The organism is Algoriphagus sp. (assembly GCF_029254265.1).
In the GTDB taxonomy this organism is placed as follows: Bacteria; Bacteroidota; Bacteroidia; order Cytophagales; family Cyclobacteriaceae; genus Algoriphagus.
Genome location: NZ_JAQWXX010000057.1, coordinates 1 through 17710, shown reverse-complemented (window position 1 = coordinate 17710; position 17710 = coordinate 1). Strand labels below are relative to the sequence as shown.

Sequence of the window (17710 nt, the reverse complement as noted above, 5' to 3'; positions counted from 1 at the left end):
GTAAAGCCGCTCTTTCAGCCGATCACTCGTCTGAGGATCACTAAATAATTCTTCAAGTGTTCGTTTCTTTGTCATCTATTTGTAAAATTAGCAGACACACTTAACTGAACACTCTCAGAATTTCGATCAAAGGATACTTTTCAAAAAAATTCATCAGTATTTATTTCAGTGATTCGATAAAACCTGCCTTTTTTAACCTTGAGACTGGAAGCGAAATCCCATCGGTAAGCTTCACTTTTCCAGAAGATTTTTCATAAGACTTAACTTTTTCAAGGTTGATCAAAAACGAATGATGAATTCTATAAAATTTAGATTTGGAAAATAGATTATCCAACAATTTTAACCTTTTAGAAACTAAAACTTTTCCGCCGTTAACAGTATGGATATAGGAATAGCTCCCCTCACTTTCGCAGTAAATCACGTCATCAGGATCAATTAAGATCAATTGATCATCCATATTGATCGCAACTTTCTCCTTTTCAAAAGAGGAATTAGCTGAAGTAATGCTTTTAGTCTGATCAATAAAATTTTGACTGATTCTATTCAAAAGATTCCGCAAGTCTGAACTATCAACTGGTTTTAGTAAGTAATCAAAAGCTCTTTCACGGATTGCTTGAATAGCATGTTGGGCATGGGCAGTGACAAAAATAACCTCAAAATTACGATTAGGGAAGTGTTCCAAAAATTTGAATCCATCCAAACCTGACATCTCAATATCAAGAAAAATACAGTCTGGCCTCAGAATCTTCAGTTTAATTAAAGCATCCTCAACATCAGTAAATTTCCCAATTATTTCAATCGATTTTCCCAACTGTTTCAATTCCCACTCAAGGGAAGTGATGGCTTTCTGTTCATCATCAATAATTACTACTCGAATCATGAATTATGATCAGTTTGGTCCAACAAATGAGTCTCTTTTACCAATTTCAATACCTCAAAGTATTGAATAGATTCCAAATTCCTGATTAGTTTCAAAAATTTCCTTCAAAAGAATTTAGAGATTTTACCAGTTATGAACTATCAGCTACATCAAGCAGGTTCAGTCATATTTTTAAGTTAATTGAAAATCATAAAAACTTTTTCCAATGCACATTTCAATTCGATCATATATACTCAGAATTTCATTTGCACTAATAATCCTTATTCTTGCAAAAACCCAAACCTATCCACAAGAAAATCTTTCCTTTCGTCAACTTTCAGTAAATGACGGACTCTCACAAAATAGTGCTATTTCAATAACTCAGGATCAAAATGGATTTCTTTGGATCGCTACTCAGGAAGGGTTGAATAGATATGACGGACGAGATTTTGTAGTTTTTGACAAAAAATTCCTTGATGTCACAGAATCTAACCGATTATTACTGGGCAAGGTATATTCCGACAGTAAAAATCGAATTTGGATCATTCCTGAAAGTTCTATTCCTGAGCTATTGAATAGGGAAAACGAACTTTTTGAACCAATCGAAGGAATTGCTTCAGCTACAAGTATAATTGAAGATCCCCAAGGAAAAATCTGGTTTGGAACACTTTCCGGTCAGCTGTATTTCTGGAATGAAAATATCAAAAAGGCAGAAATGGCTTTGTCAGACCCAAACAGGGAAATTGTCAATCTGGCAAATTTTGACAATGAAAACCTTATTTTAACTTTTAGCGATGAGGTGGTTTTGTGGAACAAAAACTCCGGGATTTCAAAACTTATATGGAAACCTGAATCAGGGACGGTTTTAGCTGTATCTACCTTAGATCCCAATGGAAGGTTTTGGTTCGGAACATTAAATCATGGACTGTGGACGAATTCTAATCCTGGAGCCGAAGCAGTTACAATGGATGCTTTTTTGAATCAAAAGGAAAACCCTGATCAGGATGAGATGATTTTAGATTTATTGGTTGATTCCAAAGGTCGACTTTGGGCTACTACCTATGGAAAAGGAATCAAAAAGATTGATTTAACTAACAAAACATTAAGGCAGTTTTCCTACTCAAAACAGAACTCAAGATCAATTCATTACAATGATATCTTGTCTATTTACGAAGATTATACTGGCACACTTTGGTTTGGATCTGATGGAGCAGGCTTGAGCTTTTATGATGCTTTTTTAGAGAAATTTAATTTTTATCATAATCAAGAAGTTCCGGAAAATATCAACATAGATGTAATCAGGTCAATTTATGTGGATGAAAACCAGAATGTTTGGCTTGGCACCTCAGGGAAAGGACTGACTAGATTCAATCCAAAAACAAAAACTTGGAAGACATTCACTCATGATCCTAAAAACTCAAATACCCTAGCAAGTAATCGGGTGATGAGCCTTACAGGGGATAAAAACGGGAAACTTTGGGTAGGTTATCAAGATGAAGGCTTAAGCGTTTTTGACCTTAAGTCAGAAAATTTTCAACATTTTAACCCAAAAAGTCCCATCTCACAGCCTGGTTCAACCGTATGGAAAATCTTCTTGGATAGCCAGAAAAGATTTTGGCTCTGCACCAGAAACAATGGTTTGATTTGGTTTGACCCTGAAAAAGGGGCTTTGAAACAATTTGTGCATGATCCCCTTTGTCCAAACAGTATTCCAGACAACAATATTCGAACAATCCTGGAAGATCCTTCTGGTATCTATTGGATTGGAACAGAAAATCATGGCATCGCCAAATTTGATTTAGATTTCGAAAACTTCGAACCTATAGTCCATGATCCCGAAAACCCAAATTCAATCAGCAGTAACCATATTAAATCACTTTATCTGGAAAAAAATAAGCTTTGGATAGGGACAAACGGCGGAGGGCTAAATCAGATTGATTTCAGGACAGGTAAAATAAAAATAGTAACTATTGAATCAGGTCTTTCTAATAATGTGATCTATTCCATATTGAATGATCAAAAGGGAAATCTTTGGCTAAGTTCTAATAAGGGAATAACTAAGGTTGGAATAGATAACGAATCAGAAGATCAATTTCAGATAACCAACTACTCAAACTATGATGGTCTAGCCACTGAATTCAATACCGGCGCATACTTTAAACATGATGACGGAACTCTTTATTTTGGAAGTCTGGATGGATTTTACTGGTTCAATCCTGAGGATATTTCCATGAATGAAACACCTCCTAAAACTGCGATTACGGCGCTTTATGTATTTGATCAGAAAGTAAAAATGAGCAAAAATCTCAGGTTGGATCATGACCAAAATACGCTCACTTTCAATATGGCTAGTTTGGTTTTCTCCTCTCCTGAAAAAAACCAATATGAATACATGCTTGAAAACCATGATGAAAATTGGGTTTCAAATGGCTATAACCATCAAGCTCGCTATACCAATCTTACCCCTGGAAAGTATCGCTTTTTAGTAAGAGCAAGTAACTATGATGGGATTTGGGCAGAAGAACCTGTGGCTTTAGAATTTACCATTTTGACTCCTTGGTATTACAACACTATAGCCAAAATAATTTATTTGGCTTTCATAGCACTGATAATATTGTGGATCTACCGATATCTAAAATGGAAATGGCATATGCAGTTTTCCCTTAAAATGAAAGATCGGGAAACACAAACCCTCAAAGAAATCGATGACTTTAAAACGCAACTTTTCACCAATATTTCGCATGAGTTCCGGACACCATTAACCTTGATTTCAGGGCCAATAGATCGTGTAATCAGTCAGTCTGATAATCCAGTTGTAAAATCACAATTGAATCTGGTGAAAATCAATTCTCAACGGTTGCTTACGCTCGTCGACCAGCTTTTGGAAGTTGCTAAAATCAAGGCAGGTAAAAATCAATTGACTATCCGAAAAGGCAATTTGGGATTATTACTACAATCAATTGTTGCCAATTATTTCTACCAAGCCTCAGAAAAGGGAGTTAGGCTTAGTGCAGAAATTCCATTAATGACTGAAGTTTGGTTTGATTCTGACAAAGTGGAAAAAATTATAAAAAACCTGATTCAAAATGCGATTAAATACGCTAAAAAAGATTCCGAAATAAAATTAGACTGCAATATCTCTGAAGGAAATTTTCACCTCAACATCAGGAATGAAAGTCAAGAACAGTATAATAAGGAGGAATTAGTCCAACTTTTTCAAAAATTCCAAAAACCTAATGAAAGCAAAAAAGGATTTGGATTAGGTTTATCTCTGATTAAGGAAATGGTTCATCTCTATCATGGTGAAATAAATGTCAATTTTAAAGATTCCCGATGGTTTCATGTTTCTATCCTACTTTCTATTGACAAATACGCTTTTCATCCAGATGAAGTAGTCGATGAGGAAAGTGAGGAATTTGACCTCTCTGGATTGCAATTTGCAAATCAAGAAGCTCGAGGAAAACTCCCTCATATCTTGGTTGTCGAGGACAATGTTAAAGTTAGGGAATACACCATCAGAGAACTTAGTCCATATTTTCAAACTTATGAGGCTACAAATGGCAAAGAAGGGCTTTTTGTTGCGTTGAAGAAAATTCCAGACTTAATCATCTCTGATGTCATGATGCCAGAAATGGATGGTTTTGAATTTTGCAAGAAATTGAAAAACAATGAATTGACCTCGCACATTCCTGTCATCTTATTGACGGCAAAAGCAGATGAAGAAAGTCAACTTGAGGGAATTCGATCTGGTGCAGATGATTTTATTCTTAAGCCATTCAAAACCAACCAATTGCTTGCAAGAATAGAGAAATTAATTAAGCTAAGAGAACAGCTCAGAGTCAGATATTCAAACAGAAATTCGATTTCTCCAAAAGACATTGCTATCACCTCAATGGATGAACGGTTTTTGGATAAAATTCAGGAAATCGTCGATAATGACCTCTCTGACAGCAATTTCACTGTGGATGAATTCAGTAAAAAATTGGGAATTAGCAGGATGCAGCTTCATCGCAAACTGACCGCTTTGACTGGACTTTCCACAACTGCATACATAAGAGACCAAAGATTAAGATTGGCACTTCAACAGCTGGAAAAATCAGGAGAAAACATTTCTGAAATAGCATATGCCGTTGGATTCAGCTCCCCTTCCTACTTTATTAAGACTTTCAAAGAAACCTACTCGATGACGCCGGCAGAATATCAGGAAAGCAAGTCAAAAAAATAAACCACGATTTATTCGTGGTTTATTTAGAATCCATATTTGCCTCAAATTTTTTATCTATTTCCATATAGTTCAGAATAATAATCCTGATAAGCTCCTGAGGTGACATGATCCAACCAGTCTTGATTAGCAAGATACCAATCAATCGTGAGTTCAATCCCCTCTTCAAATTGAAGGCTTGGTTCCCAACCCAATTCTTGTTGAATTTTAGTAGCATCTATAGCATAGCGCAAGTCATGTCCTGCACGATCTGTCACATAGGTGATTAACTTCTCAGAAGTACCTTCTTCTCTTCCCAGCTTTTCATCCATTTTCTGACAAAGCAATCTGACAATGTCTATATTCTTCCATTCATTGAATCCACCGATATTGTAAGTTTCTCCTGGTTTTCCCTGATGAAAAACAGTATCGATTGCCCGTGCATGGTCTTTTACAAATAGCCAATCACGTACATTCTCACCCTTTCCATAAACTGGAAGTGGCTTATTGTTCTTGATATTATGAATGCAAAGCGGGATTAGTTTCTCCGGAAAATGGTTTGGCCCGTAGTTATTAGAGCAATTTGACACAACAGTTCGCATCTTATAAGTATTCGCATACGCTCTCACGAAGTGATCAGAAGAGGCCTTTGATGCGGAATATGGAGATTGAGGATCGTAAGGAGTAGTTTCTAAAAAGAAACTCCCATCATGGAGCGAACCATAAACCTCATCCGTGGAAACATGATAAAATAAATGCTGATCCAATTCACCTTTCCAATAGTCCTTGGCGACATTCAAGAGATTTACTGTACCAATCACATTGGTCATTACAAAAGCCAGTGGATCCGAAATAGAACGATCCACATGAGATTCTGCAGCCAAGTGAATCACATCCGTAATTTTGTAAGATTCGAAGATAGTTTTCAGCCCATCAGCATCTTTAATATCCGCCTTTACAAATTTATAATTTGGGGCACCTTCGACTTCCTTAAGATTTTCAAGGTTGCCTGCATAAGTCAAGGCATCCAAATTGATAATCTGATAATCAGGATATTTGGAAACAAAAAGTTTAACAACGTGACTTCCAATAAAACCAGCGCCGCCCGTAATTAAAATTGATTTTTTCATTTTTGCTTTTTATAATAATTAAGATACCAATCGGTAAATGCTTTTACCCCATCCTCGATTTTAGTCTGCGGTTTATATCCAGTATCTCTTACCAAATCGGTAACATCCGCATGAGAAGCAGGTACATCACCTGGTTGAAGTGGAAGCATATCCATTATTGCACTTTTTCCCAATCCCTTTTCCACAGCTTTAATGTAATCCATTAGCAAAACAGGCTCTGAATTTCCAATATTATATATTTTATAAGGCGCTCTTGAACTACCAGGATCAGGATTTTGTCCATCAAAGTCAGGATTTGGCTTGGCAGGCAAATCAGCTACTTTCAAAACTCCTGTGACGATATCATCTACATAGGTGAAATCGCGTTTCATTTTTCCATGATTAAAAACCTGAATAGGCTTACCTTCCAAAATAGCTTCTGTAAAAAGAAACAGTGCCATATCCGGTCTTCCCCATGGTCCATAAACTGTAAAAAACCGAAGCCCAGTTGTCGGAATTCCAAATAAATGACTGTAAGTATGTGCCATCAATTCGTTGGTCTTTTTGCTTGCTGCATACAAACTAATCGGATGATCTACAGAGTCTGAAGTAGAAAATGGCATTTTTTCATTTGACCCATACACCGAGCTTGAGGAAGCATAAACCAAGTGTTTCACCGGATAAAACCGGCAACACTCCAAGATATTCATAAATGCTATGATATTGCTTTCCATATACACTTCAGGGTGAGTAAGCGAATATCTTACACCCGCTTGAGCTGCTAAATGAATCACAACATCGAATTTCTCTTGTTCAAAAAGAGAAATCAAAGGTTCTTTTTTAGCTAAATCCAACTGAATGAAACTGTAATTTGAATTCTTGGAAGAAGTGATCTTTTCACCAAAGGAAACCTCGCTTCGATCGATTCCCATAAATTCCAGTCTATCATATTTCAGATTTACATCGTAATATGAATTGATCACATCTAGGCCCACTACGGTATCACCTCTTTCAAGCAATTTTTTGGCTACATGAAATCCAATAAACCCAGCTGTTCCTGTTACCAGATACTTCATAAATTTTTATTCAAATTAAATTTCAATTCTTAGATGTGTCTTCTTTACTTGAGGAAAGAAGACGGTTATAATTCGAAAGAAGTTCTTCATGAATTTTCTTTCGGTCATAGTTTTCAATTATTTCATTAAAAAGCAATCCTGCCATTTTTGTCATTTTTTCCCGCTTGACAAAGGCAAACTCCATCGCTTCTTTTAAAACTGCTTTATCTTTTACCGGAAAAATCAATCCGGTCTTTTGCTGGGTAATAATATCCCGATTTCCTATAATATCCGAACAAATAATGGGCAATTGCATAGCTCCAGCTTCCAACAAAACATTTGGGAAACCCTCTCTATGGGATGCATGAACAAGCAAATCCGAAAGCGCCATGTAATGTGCTACATGATCCGACCAATCAATCTGGACAATCCTCGGATTAGATTCAATTGTCTGAATTAATTCCGGAGATAAAGGATCAAGGTCTTGCTCAAAGCTGCCTAATAAAACCAATTTGGACATTGGTGCGATTTTACTCTCCAAGAATGCCTTAACCAATTCCTGAATTCCCTTATCCTTAACCAATCTCCCAACTGCTAGTATTATAAAATCATCTTCACCTGGAAGGATTCGCATTGTAGCGGCGACCAAATGATTTTCCTTTAATGCTTCACGATTAAATTTATCTAGGTCTATTCCATTTGAGGATCCCTTTCCAATGATTCGAATTTTAGATTCAGAGCAAAGTTTTTGCTCCAGTACAAAGGATTTCAACCCCTCTGAATTTGGCCAAACTTCTGTTGCATAATCATAAGTCCATTTCTCAACATTCTCAAGTAAACCTCTTTTTCTACCTTCAGCAGCCATGTATGGAATACCTGCAATCGTATGAATACGAATATTCAAACCTGTAAATTTTGCTGCAATCATTCCCAAAAGTCCTGCTTTTGGAGTATGTGTATGTACGATGTCTGGCTTTTCTCTTTTGAAAAGTTGGATGAGTTTCCAAATACAAACCAAATCCTGAAAAGGTGTAATCTGTCTGGTGAAAGGTATTACTTCATGACGAACTCCCTCAGCACGAACAACTTGCTGCACTTCTCTCCCATCTGAACTCACCATAAGCACATCCCAGCCATGCTCCTTCATGAACTTCATCTGACCAGCCAAAAGTAACTTCAAAGAAAGTGGGACAGTTGTAATTCGAATTAGTTTAGGCATTAAGTGGTGTTTCTTAAAAAAGCAAAGATACTCTTAATTACGTTTTTGCCCTTAGATTCTTGCCAATCCTACCCAAAATTTCTCTTTTAATTTTTTTCAAAGTCAATCACTTTCCTCCAATTCAAAAATCTCTTCCATTGGAACTTTAAAGACTTTAGCAATTTTTAAAGCTAAAACTGTTGAAGGCACATATTTCCCCGCCTCGATACTATTGATTGTTTGTCTAGAGACCGAAATTAAATCAGCAAGATCTTGTTGAGTTAAGTTTAGCTTAGCCCGTTCCACTTTTATAGAGTTTTTCATAGAGAGGCCTTTAAAATGCCAAAATGGATTTTCGCTGCTGATATAGAATCCATTTAAATCTCGCGATAAAAATTATCTGAATCGTGAACATGTTGTAACCCATAAATTCCAGGTAACCAAAACCATAAAACAATAAGGTCCCGAGAATTAAAATGAAAGTATTTGCATAAAAAGCTACCAAAAGTGAATCTAATCGAAGCTTTTGAATGTATTCATCTTCTTGCTTTTCTTTTGAAAAAGCAATTAGGAACAAAGCTAAAAAAACGCCTATCAAAGCAAATTCTAAAGAATAGTTGGTTTTATCCGGATCAAAGAAACCAGAAAGTCCATCAGCCGAGGGTTGTGAATTAGAAATTGATAGCCATGAGAGTTCAAAAGTCAAATAGTTTACAGCAAACAATAAGACTGAAAATGGCAGGATCATGATCCATCCAATTTTTTGAAAACGGTGTGGTAAAAGGATTTTGGTTAGCATAGGGTTCTACTTAATATCTTTTGAAGCCATGTATTTTTGATACTGAAAAGCACCATAGATGTATCCATTTAACAGAAATAAGACGAGATAGGCTGAAAAGATTTCAGAACTAATATTTCCAAATCTGTAATAATTGATCAGCATAATTGCACCCAAACCCCAAATCAACCAATAGAACCCCGTCTGAAAAGCTTGAAGTCGAAACGATTTTATCATCTCATCTTCATCCTTTTCTTTGGTAAGGTTAAGCATTGCAAAACCTATCGCCCAAAATCCATAAATTATTTCCGCTCCTTCGTTTGGATCGATATCCATTTGGGCTATAGCCATTCCTATTACTAAGATCACTGGTAAAGGAAAAAATAAAAAAGCTACTTTCTTCCATGCTGGAGAAAGCAGCGGCACAGTTAAAATTGATTTCTCTTTCTTAAGTCAAGTTGTTTTTACCAAATGTAAAACAGAATTTACATTATGTCAATCTTTTTTAACATATTTTTAAATATCAAGAAATTGAAATAATCGAAACTCTCCTGATTAAATTGAATACTTGGCAATAAAAATTCGCTTTTGTTTACCTTTAATTAATAAAGTGATTCAAAAATTATATTTTCTATGATTACAAATGTGAAAATCGCAATTATAGGTTGTGGAAATCTTGGTGCTTCTATAGCGAATGGACTTTTAACCATACCTGGATTTGATCCTGAAAATCTCATCCTAACCAAACGCAATACATCCAGTCTTTCTGAATACCAACAAAGAGGGGCCATCATATTGAGCGACAATCTTCAAGCGGTTCAAATGGCGGACTTGGTGATTCTAGGTGTAAAACCTTATAACGTCACTCCCATCTTAAATGAAATCCTTCCGGGAATTGACCCTGAGAGACATTCTATCATTTCTTTAGCGACTGGAATTACTCTTTCTGAAATGTATCAGGTTCTAAAGCCAGAGACTATCGCCTTCCGGGCTATGCCAAATATTGCTGCAGATATTCAGGAGTCAATTACTTGCATCTGCAACCAAAATGCAAATACAGAACAAATAGATTTAGTCACATCACTTTTTAATTCAATAGGATTTACGATTCCAATAGATGAAAGCTTGATGGAAGCTGCCACGGTATTAGGCGCTTGTGGAATTGCCTATGTATTACGATTTATGAGAGCTATGATTCAAGGTGGAATTCAGATAGGCTTTGATTCGGTCACAGCAAGTAAAATAGTGAATCAAACAGTAAAGGGAGCTGCAGAACTCATGATTCAAAAAAATATTCATCCGGAGGCTGCAATTGATAAAGTGACCACACCAAAGGGATGTACGATTGTTGGATTAAATGAAATGGAACATCAAGGTTTCAGTTCTGCTATGGTTCGCGGTGTAATCGCCAGCTATGATAAAATAGCCAAGTAACTAATAATATCAGATTTAAATCAGGCTAAATTTAATCCAATATTATTTTGATAAGTTTATATTATGTTTAAAAAGAATTAGGAAAGGTTTGTTTTTCTTTTGAATAATTTACTAGATTTGTTCCGGGTGATAAACAACTTTTACTATTTCTTTTTCAAAGAACACGATTTTTAAAAGGAGGAAAGTTTGGTATTTTTTATTCCTTCTTATTTCTTGATCTGCTAAGTGTTTTAAACAAAAAAGCCTTCTGAACATATTCAGAAGGCTTTTTTGTGAAGTAATGATGATCACTTATCAAAAATCTCTGCCAATTTACTTTCCAAGCTTGGGCCCCTAAGGTCTTTTCCAATAATCTTTCCATCTGGATCAAGTAAGTAGGTAGCAGGTATTGCCTCAATTTGGTATAGTGTAGCTGCTTTTGAATTAAAGTATTCAAGATCCGATACTTGGGTCCACTCTAATCCATCCTGACTGATGGCTTCTACCCAAGCCTCTTTTGTTCTATCCAGCGAAACTCCCAAAATATCAAACCCCTTGCCTTTATACTGATTATAAAGTCTTACCACATTTGGATTTTCTTCTCTACATGGCTTACACCAAGCAGCCCAAAAATCAATCATCAAATATTTCCCTCTCAAATCTGACAATTTCACCATCTTCCCATCTGGTGTAGGTAATTCAAAATCAGGTGCAATTTGCCCCATGGAAAGTGCTCTCATCTCATCCAATTGCTGCTTCATTTGAATGACCATCTTTGTGTCTGGATAGTTTTCATTTAGCTTAGCAACTAAGCTATCCAAAAACTGAAACTCATTTTTAGGATTTAGTAATCCAACAGCAGCTAAAGTCGCAAAACTTGATCCCATGCTATTTATGGTTTCTTTCACAGCATTTGCCTGATTACTTTCTAGCTGCATCGCCTGCACTTGAATCTGCTTGATCGCCTCGGCATCATTTGCACTCATCGCAGCATAGTAAGCCTCGTTCAACTTGTTTACTTCTGCTTGGTAGTTAGCCATCAAAGTTTCAATCTTTAGCATTTCTTGGGTATCCTTTGATCCTTTAATATCCAAGCTCTCCTGATTCGAAAAGTCATAATTCACTTCCACATCCTCTTTGAGCAAGGCTAAGCGAACTGACTTACTTCCGTATAGATTTAGGTCATAAAAAGTCGGCGTATCAACCTCTATTTGATACGAAAACTCACCCTCCGCATTTACTTCCAGCGTATCCAGCACTTTTGGGCGGGCATCTGTAAATTGGGAAAGAATTATAAATCCCTCTGGAGCATTTTCAATTTTTCCAGTCAATTGAACTTTCCCGTCTGCTTGATTTTCAACATCTCCGCAGGAGAAAACCCCAAAAGCAGAAAGCAATAAGATTCCGAACATAAATTTTTTCATGTATTAATTTTCTAATAATTCTATCAATAATTTAGTAGCAACTTTTGGATCAGCTTTTCCCTGAGATTTTTTCATCACTTGCCCCATAAACATGGACATAAGACCTTTCTTTCCAGATTGGTATTCTTTCACTTTACCTGAGTTTTCAGCAATTACACTTTCCACAATTGGTTTCAGCGAAGACTCATCAGACTCTTGAATTAAATTCAACCGAGTGGCAATTTGAAATGCTGTTTCATCAGTGGGTTTCAACATCTCAGGATATACTTTCTGAGAAGCAATCGAGAAACTCAACTTTCCCGCGTCTATCAAAGCAATCAATTCAGCCATTGAATCTGTACTAATTGGAAAAGTATCAATAGGTAGATTCATCTCATTGAGATAGGACTTAATTGGTCCCATCATCCAATTTGAAGCTGATTTATAATTTTTCGTTTTTGCACAAAGTCCATCAAACCACAATGCTATTTCTCTTGTCTCAGTCAGAAAACTTGCATCATAATCAGGCAAACCATATTCATTCACAAATTTATAATGAAGTTCACGAGGCAATTCCGGCATTGTCGATTTGATTGACTTCAACCATTCCTCGGAAATAACAACAGGACTCAAATCTGGTTCAGGAAAATATCTATAATCATTCAAATCCTCTTTGGTACGCATATTGGAAGTTGTACCTGTATTCGCATCAAAAGTTCTTGTCTCAGAAATTATTGATTCTCCTGCTTCAATCAAGTTAATCAGACGCTCATGCTCATGCTCAATTGCCCGAAAAACATTGCGAAAGGAATTCATGTTTTTAACCTCCACTTTCTTTCCTAATTCGCCAGCTCCCTTCAGCATAACTGAAACATTGGCATCACAGCGAAGAGAGCCTTCTTCCATGTTTCCATCACATATTTCAAGGTATCTGACAAGCTTTTTTATCTCAGCCAAGAATGCATAAGCTTCTTCCGGACTTTGTAAATCAGGTTCAGATACAATTTCTATTAGTGGAGTACCAGCTCTGTTAAAGTCTACTAGAGTATCAGATTCTCCAACGAGGTGAATGGATTTGCCCGCATCTTCCTCCAAATGAATCCGGTTCAGTTTTACACTTTTGCCGGCTCCGTCAGGAAGAATAATTGGCACAAAACCTCCCACGCAGATCGGTGCCTTGTCTTGAGTGATTTGATAACCTTTTGGTAGATCGGGATAGAAATAATTTTTACGGTCAAAACTTGTATTCCTTGTAATCTCACAATCACAGGCTAATCCCATTTTAACTGCGTACTCAATTGCTTTTTTGTTAACCTTTGGAAGTGTTCCAGGATGCCCAAGCGTGATTACAGAAATCTGTGTATTAGGAGAGTTACCGTAAGCGGTCGAATCAGCAGCAAATATTTTACTTACAGTTTGAAGTTGCGCATGCACTTCCAAACCAATAACCAACTGATATTTATTTTTTAATTCTTCGCTTAACATCCGTTCTTATCCCCTCTTATTTATAGGTACAATTCTTTAGCCTTAGCTATCACTCGATCTAATCCTGAGAGATCTTTTCCTCCAGCAGTTGCAAAGAAAGGTTGCCCTCCTCCTCCTCCTTGGATTTCCTTCGCAAGTTCTCTTACGATTTGACCTGCATTTAGATTTTTAGAATTGATAAGGGACTCCTCAAGAATCACAGCGATCTGAGGTTTACCATCAATAGAAGCAGCTAAAATCACAAAGGCATTTTCAACTTCATTTTTCAACTCGTAAGCAAGCTTCTTAAGCGAATCCGCATTTGGCAATTCCACTTTAGCTACAAGTGTATTTATTCCTTCGCCTTTAACAAACTCAGTTAAAAGACTTGTTTTTACTCCAGCGGATTTTTCAAGATGCAAGCTTTCAATTTCCTTTTTCAAAGTATTTCGCTCTTCAAGCAGTGCCTCAATGGCTTTCTTCACATCCTTTGGATTCTTAAGTAGCTCCTGAATCTCTTTCAATACGCTTTCTTGGTCTCGCAAATAGGACTCAGCCGCTTTTGAAGTAATAGCCTCGATTCGACGAACACCTGCAGAAATTGAACCTTCGGAAACTATTTTCACCAATCCAATCTGACTCGTAGAAGGTACATGTGTACCACCGCAAAGTTCAACTGAATATTTAGGATCGAAAGTGATTACCCGAACAAACTCTCCATATTTTTCTCCAAAAAGAGCTGTCGCTCCTTGCGCTTTTGCTTCTTCGATGGGCACATTTCTACGCTCCAAAAGAGGAATATTCTCACGAACTTTTTCATTTACAATATTCTCTACACGCTCGATTTCTTCATCTGTCATTTTCCCGAAATGAGAAAAATCAAAACGAAGTAACTGATCATTCACTAGTGAACCACGCTGCTGAATATGATCCCCAAGAACTGTTTTAAGGGCTGACTGTAATAAATGTGTTGCAGTATGATTATTCATTGTCAGCGAACGCTTTGCCTGATCTACTTCAGCAGAAAACTGCTTCTCCGGATGTTCAGGAAGCTTTTCTACAAAATGAACAATAAGATCATTCTCTTTCTTAGTATCGACAACTCTGATTTTTTCAACTTCTGAGATTAGCCAACCTGTATCACCTACTTGTCCACCACTTTCTGCATAGAAAGGTGTCTTGTCTAAAACCACCTGGTAGCGGTCGCCTTTTTTGTCGGAGATCACTCGGTATTTGATGATGTTGGAATCTGCTTTCAAAAAATCATATCCAATAAATTCAACTCCTTCATCCGGATGAACCATCATCCAGTCTCCAGTTTCAGATTCAGACGCTGCACGTGATCGATTTTTTTGCGTTTCCATCTCGGATGCAAAACCTTCCTCATCCAGCGATAATCCATTTTCTCTGGCAATCAATGAGGTCAAATCAAGAGGAAATCCAAAAGTGTCATATAATTCAAAAGCCGTTTTACCTGAGATTACAGTCTCATTCTTAGCTTTGAGTTCAGTTTTGATTTGGTCTAGCATTTTGAGACCATTTGATAAGGTTCGAAGAAAAGAAGTCTCTTCTTCAAAAATCACTTTAGCAATGAATTCCTGCTGCTGACGAACTTCCGGGAAAATATCCCCAAAATTAGCGGCAATCATTGGGGTCAATTCATATAAAAAAGGCTCATTGAATCCTAAGAAGGTATATCCATAACGAACTGCTCTTCTCAAGATTCGACGAATGACATAACCAGCTTTATTGTTGGAAGGAATCTGACCATCTGCGATTGTAAAACTGATCGCTCGGATATGATCCACGATTACCCGAAATGCGATGTCTGTTTGCTCATTTTCACCGTATTTCTTACCCGATTTCTTCTCCAATTCAGCGATGAATGGGGTAAATAAATCGGTATCATAGTTAGATGATTTATGTTGGATCGCTCTCACCAATCTTTCAAAGCCCATCCCGGTATCCACATGGGTTGCCGGCAATGGTTTCAAACTTCCATCAGAAACTCGATTGAATTGCATAAATACGAGATTCCAAATTTCGATCACTTGAGGGTGATCGTTGTTTACTAAGTCCCTTCCTGGAATAGCTTGTCGCTCAGCATCAGACCTGAGATCGATGTGTATCTCTGAACATGGACCACAAGGTCCTGTATCGCCCATTTCCCAGAAATTATCTTTCTTGGAACCCATGATAATTCTACCCTCAGGCACGATTGCTTTCCAAAGATCAAAAGCTTCTTTATCCATTTCAAGATTATCATCTTTATCCCCTTCGAAGACAGAAACGTAAAGTCTATCCTTGGAAAGTCCATAGACTTCAGTCAAAAGTTCCCAAGCCCAAGCAATTGCCTCTTTTTTGAAATAATCACCAAAAGACCAATTGCCCAGCATTTCAAACATGGTATGGTGGTAGGTATCTACACCGACCTCTTCAAGGTCATTGTGCTTACCACTCACACGAAGGCATTTTTGGCTATTGGCTACTCTTGGGAATTTGGCAACCTCATTGCCTAGAAATGCATCTTTGAACTGATTCATCCCCGCATTGGTAAACATCAATGTAGGATCGTTTTTAACTACAATTGGTGAAGAAGGGACGTAGTGATGTTGCTTTGATTGGAAAAACTCAATAAAAGTGCTCCGGATTTTCTTTGCTTCCATGAAGGTTTGATGCGCAATTAAGTTGCTATTGGGGCAGAAATATGCCTTTTTTTCTGGGGGACAAAATTAACAAAATAAAAACGGTTGCAAAGAAAGGTTTTGGGTGGGAGGAAATTTAGATTCACCTCTAATAGCTCCGCCACAAAAAATTCTAAAAGACTAGAGTTTCAATGGCAAGGTCAACTTTGGCGAAATTCCATGAATCGTAAATCAAAATTCGTAATTTCAAAAAAGTATTAACCCCTCAACTTTGACCAATGAGTTACCTTAATCGAATCACTTCCCCAACTTTACTTCTTGACGAAAAAATCTGTAGAGCAAATCTGAAAAGAATGGCAGACAAAGCTGCGCGACACAATATGAAACTTGTTCCGCACTTTAAAACAGCTCAAAGCCATCAAATTGGAGAATGGGCCAAGGAATATGGAATCACTGAGGTTACAGCTTCCTCGATCAAAATGGCAGAATATCTATGTGGTCAAGGCTGGGAAAATATTCATATCGCATTCCCTTTCAATCCCCTAGAAATTCCAAGATTAAATAAAATTGCAGCGCATCAGTCTATTTCTGTTCAATTGATCAATGCAACCACCGCACAAATGCTTGTGGATCAGTTGGAACATAAAGTTGGTTTCTTCATCGAAATTGATGCTGGCTATGGAAGAACAGGTGTGGAAGTATCCGATTTTGGATTAATAGAGGAGATTTTAAGAATTGCCAGTCATTCGGATAAGTTATTCTTCAAAGGCTTTTACATCCATGCTGGCCACTCTTACTATATGCCTGATATTCCAGCGCTTTATGAGCAAACTCGGAATGCACTTTCCATGCTTAAGCACAAGTACATTTCAGAGTATCCAAACTTAGTCACACGAACTGGAGACACTCCCGGATGCGCAGTGATGGAGGATTTTGGAGATATAGATGAGATGGGCCCGGGAAATTTTGTCTTTTATGATTTGATGCAATCCACTTTGGGTGGCTGTGATAAAACTGATATTGCCGTTGCTATGGCAGTCCCGGTGGTTGATATCAAAAAAGATCGGAAAGAGATTTTGATACATGGTGGTGGAGTTCACTTCGCAAAGGATGTTTTGATCGATGCGGATGGAAATAAAAACTTTGGTGAGGTCGTCTTGCTCAATGAAACTGGCTGGAGTATTCCAGAAGATCGATCCTATTTAAAAAGTATTTCTCAAGAACATGGGATTATCAAGGCTTCAGATGAATTATTAGCTACAGTCAAAGTTGGGGATCTGCTTGGCATCCTCCCTATTCACTCCTGTATGACTGCCGACTGCATGGGAGCTTATCTCGGTCTAGACGGAAATTGGATCGATCACGCTGAAGGACATTAAAGGATTCTTTTTTTTATGTATATCCGCAAATGCACCAGTAGCCAAATAAGTTAGAAGTGACAGCCAGTGACAATCGCTTTCTTGCGGTCTTAACGGGTACTAAATTAGGTCAAAATAAACGGTTTTGACCATGAACATTATCAATTTCATTAATCGGTTTCCAGACGAAGCTTCCTGTGTTGAATTCATCAAAGAACAAAGAATCC

13 protein-coding genes are annotated in these 17710 nt (G+C 37.3%); 3 read left to right on the top strand and 10 right to left on the bottom strand.

Annotated features, from left to right (window positions below; translation table 11 throughout):
• Nucleotides 1-160: 160 nt before the first annotated feature.
• Nucleotides 161-880, bottom strand: a complete 720-nt coding sequence (locus P8O16_RS08820) for a LytTR family DNA-binding domain-containing protein (protein WP_300313453.1) — start codon at nucleotides 878-880, stop codon at nucleotides 161-163.
• A 205-nt stretch (nucleotides 881-1085) separates the two neighbouring features.
• Here P8O16_RS08820 and P8O16_RS08815 point away from each other — a divergent pair, with 205 nt between their 5' ends.
• Complete coding sequence (locus P8O16_RS08815) at nucleotides 1086-5084, top strand: two-component regulator propeller domain-containing protein (RefSeq protein WP_300313451.1); 3999 nt, start codon at nucleotides 1086-1088, stop codon at nucleotides 5082-5084.
• Between the two features lie 50 nt (nucleotides 5085-5134).
• On the opposite strand, the gene rfbB is transcribed toward P8O16_RS08815, so the two are convergent.
• The 6 genes from rfbB to P8O16_RS08785 form a co-directional block, all read right to left on the bottom strand.
• Nucleotides 5135-6190, bottom strand: coding sequence for a dTDP-glucose 4,6-dehydratase (rfbB, locus tag P8O16_RS08810; protein WP_300313449.1), 1056 nt, complete (start codon nucleotides 6188-6190; stop codon nucleotides 5135-5137).
• Complete coding sequence (locus P8O16_RS08805) at nucleotides 6187-7245, bottom strand: NAD-dependent epimerase (RefSeq protein ID WP_300313447.1); 1059 nt, start codon at nucleotides 7243-7245, stop codon at nucleotides 6187-6189. The genes rfbB and P8O16_RS08805 overlap by 4 nt, the downstream gene beginning before the upstream one ends.
• Nucleotides 7246-7267: 22 nt before the next feature.
• Nucleotides 7268-8443: a glycosyltransferase family 4 protein gene (locus P8O16_RS08800; protein ID WP_300313445.1), complete on the bottom strand. Its 1176-nt coding sequence runs from the start codon at nucleotides 8441-8443 to the stop codon at nucleotides 7268-7270.
• Between the two features lie 102 nt (nucleotides 8444-8545).
• Complete coding sequence (locus tag P8O16_RS08795) at nucleotides 8546-8746, bottom strand: helix-turn-helix transcriptional regulator (protein WP_300313443.1); 201 nt, start codon at nucleotides 8744-8746, stop codon at nucleotides 8546-8548.
• A 10-nt stretch (nucleotides 8747-8756) separates the two neighbouring features.
• Nucleotides 8757-9221, bottom strand: coding sequence for a hypothetical protein (locus tag P8O16_RS08790; RefSeq protein WP_300313441.1), 465 nt, complete (start codon nucleotides 9219-9221; stop codon nucleotides 8757-8759).
• A 6-nt stretch (nucleotides 9222-9227) separates the two neighbouring features.
• A complete protein-coding gene (locus P8O16_RS08785; RefSeq protein WP_300313439.1) occupies nucleotides 9228-9626 on the bottom strand; it encodes a hypothetical protein in 399 nt (132 codons plus the stop codon).
• Nucleotides 9627-9833: 207 nt separating this feature from the next.
• Here P8O16_RS08785 and proC point away from each other — a divergent pair, with 207 nt between their 5' ends.
• On the top strand, nucleotides 9834-10634 hold the full coding sequence (gene proC / locus P8O16_RS08780) for a pyrroline-5-carboxylate reductase (RefSeq protein WP_300313437.1): 801 nt from the start codon (nucleotides 9834-9836) through the stop codon (nucleotides 10632-10634).
• Nucleotides 10635-10921: 287 nt separating this feature from the next.
• Here the strand turns inward: proC and P8O16_RS08775 are convergent, their stop codons facing one another.
• The 3 genes from P8O16_RS08775 to alaS are packed head-to-tail and all read right to left on the bottom strand — an operon-like array spanning nucleotide 10922 to nucleotide 16146.
• Nucleotides 10922-12037 (bottom strand): TlpA disulfide reductase family protein, encoded by a 1116-nt coding sequence (locus P8O16_RS08775; protein WP_300313435.1) that lies wholly within the window; start codon nucleotides 12035-12037, stop codon nucleotides 10922-10924.
• A 3-nt stretch (nucleotides 12038-12040) separates the two neighbouring features.
• Entirely contained in the window at nucleotides 12041-13501 is a 1461-nt protein-coding gene (gene gatB, locus P8O16_RS08770) for an Asp-tRNA(Asn)/Glu-tRNA(Gln) amidotransferase subunit GatB (protein ID WP_300313433.1), read from the bottom strand.
• A 20-nt stretch (nucleotides 13502-13521) separates the two neighbouring features.
• Nucleotides 13522-16146, bottom strand: coding sequence for an alanine--tRNA ligase (gene alaS / locus P8O16_RS08765; RefSeq protein ID WP_300313431.1), 2625 nt, complete (start codon nucleotides 16144-16146; stop codon nucleotides 13522-13524).
• A gap of 257 nt (nucleotides 16147-16403) precedes the next feature.
• Here alaS and P8O16_RS08760 point away from each other — a divergent pair, with 257 nt between their 5' ends.
• A complete protein-coding gene (locus P8O16_RS08760; RefSeq protein WP_300313429.1) occupies nucleotides 16404-17504 on the top strand; it encodes an alanine racemase in 1101 nt (366 codons plus the stop codon).
• Nucleotides 17505-17710 lie beyond the last annotated feature (206 nt).

What these genes read in the sequence shown, in the direction of transcription:
- P8O16_RS08820 (WP_300313453.1), bottom strand. Translation starts at nt 880, where the DNA reads ATGATTCGAGTAGTAATTATTGATGATGAACAGAAAGCCATCACTTCC.
- P8O16_RS08815 (WP_300313451.1), top strand. Translation starts at nt 1,086, where the DNA reads ATGCACATTTCAATTCGATCATATATACTCAGAATTTCATTTGCACTA.
- rfbB (WP_300313449.1), bottom strand. Translation starts at nt 6,190, where the DNA reads ATGAAAAAATCAATTTTAATTACGGGCGGCGCTGGTTTTATTGGAAGT.
- P8O16_RS08805 (WP_300313447.1), bottom strand. Translation starts at nt 7,245, where the DNA reads ATGAAGTATCTGGTAACAGGAACAGCTGGGTTTATTGGATTTCATGTA.
- P8O16_RS08800 (WP_300313445.1), bottom strand. Translation starts at nt 8,443, where the DNA reads ATGCCTAAACTAATTCGAATTACAACTGTCCCACTTTCTTTGAAGTTA.
- P8O16_RS08795 (WP_300313443.1), bottom strand. Translation starts at nt 8,746, where the DNA reads ATGAAAAACTCTATAAAAGTGGAACGGGCTAAGCTAAACTTAACTCAA.
- P8O16_RS08790 (WP_300313441.1), bottom strand. Translation starts at nt 9,221, where the DNA reads ATGCTAACCAAAATCCTTTTACCACACCGTTTTCAAAAAATTGGATGG.
- proC (WP_300313437.1), top strand. Translation starts at nt 9,834, where the DNA reads ATGATTACAAATGTGAAAATCGCAATTATAGGTTGTGGAAATCTTGGT.
- P8O16_RS08775 (WP_300313435.1), bottom strand. Translation starts at nt 12,037, where the DNA reads ATGAAAAAATTTATGTTCGGAATCTTATTGCTTTCTGCTTTTGGGGTT.
- gatB (WP_300313433.1), bottom strand. Translation starts at nt 13,501, where the DNA reads ATGTTAAGCGAAGAATTAAAAAATAAATATCAGTTGGTTATTGGTTTG.
- alaS (WP_300313431.1), bottom strand. Translation starts at nt 16,146, where the DNA reads ATGGAAGCAAAGAAAATCCGGAGCACTTTTATTGAGTTTTTCCAATCA.
- P8O16_RS08760 (WP_300313429.1), top strand. Translation starts at nt 16,404, where the DNA reads ATGAGTTACCTTAATCGAATCACTTCCCCAACTTTACTTCTTGACGAA.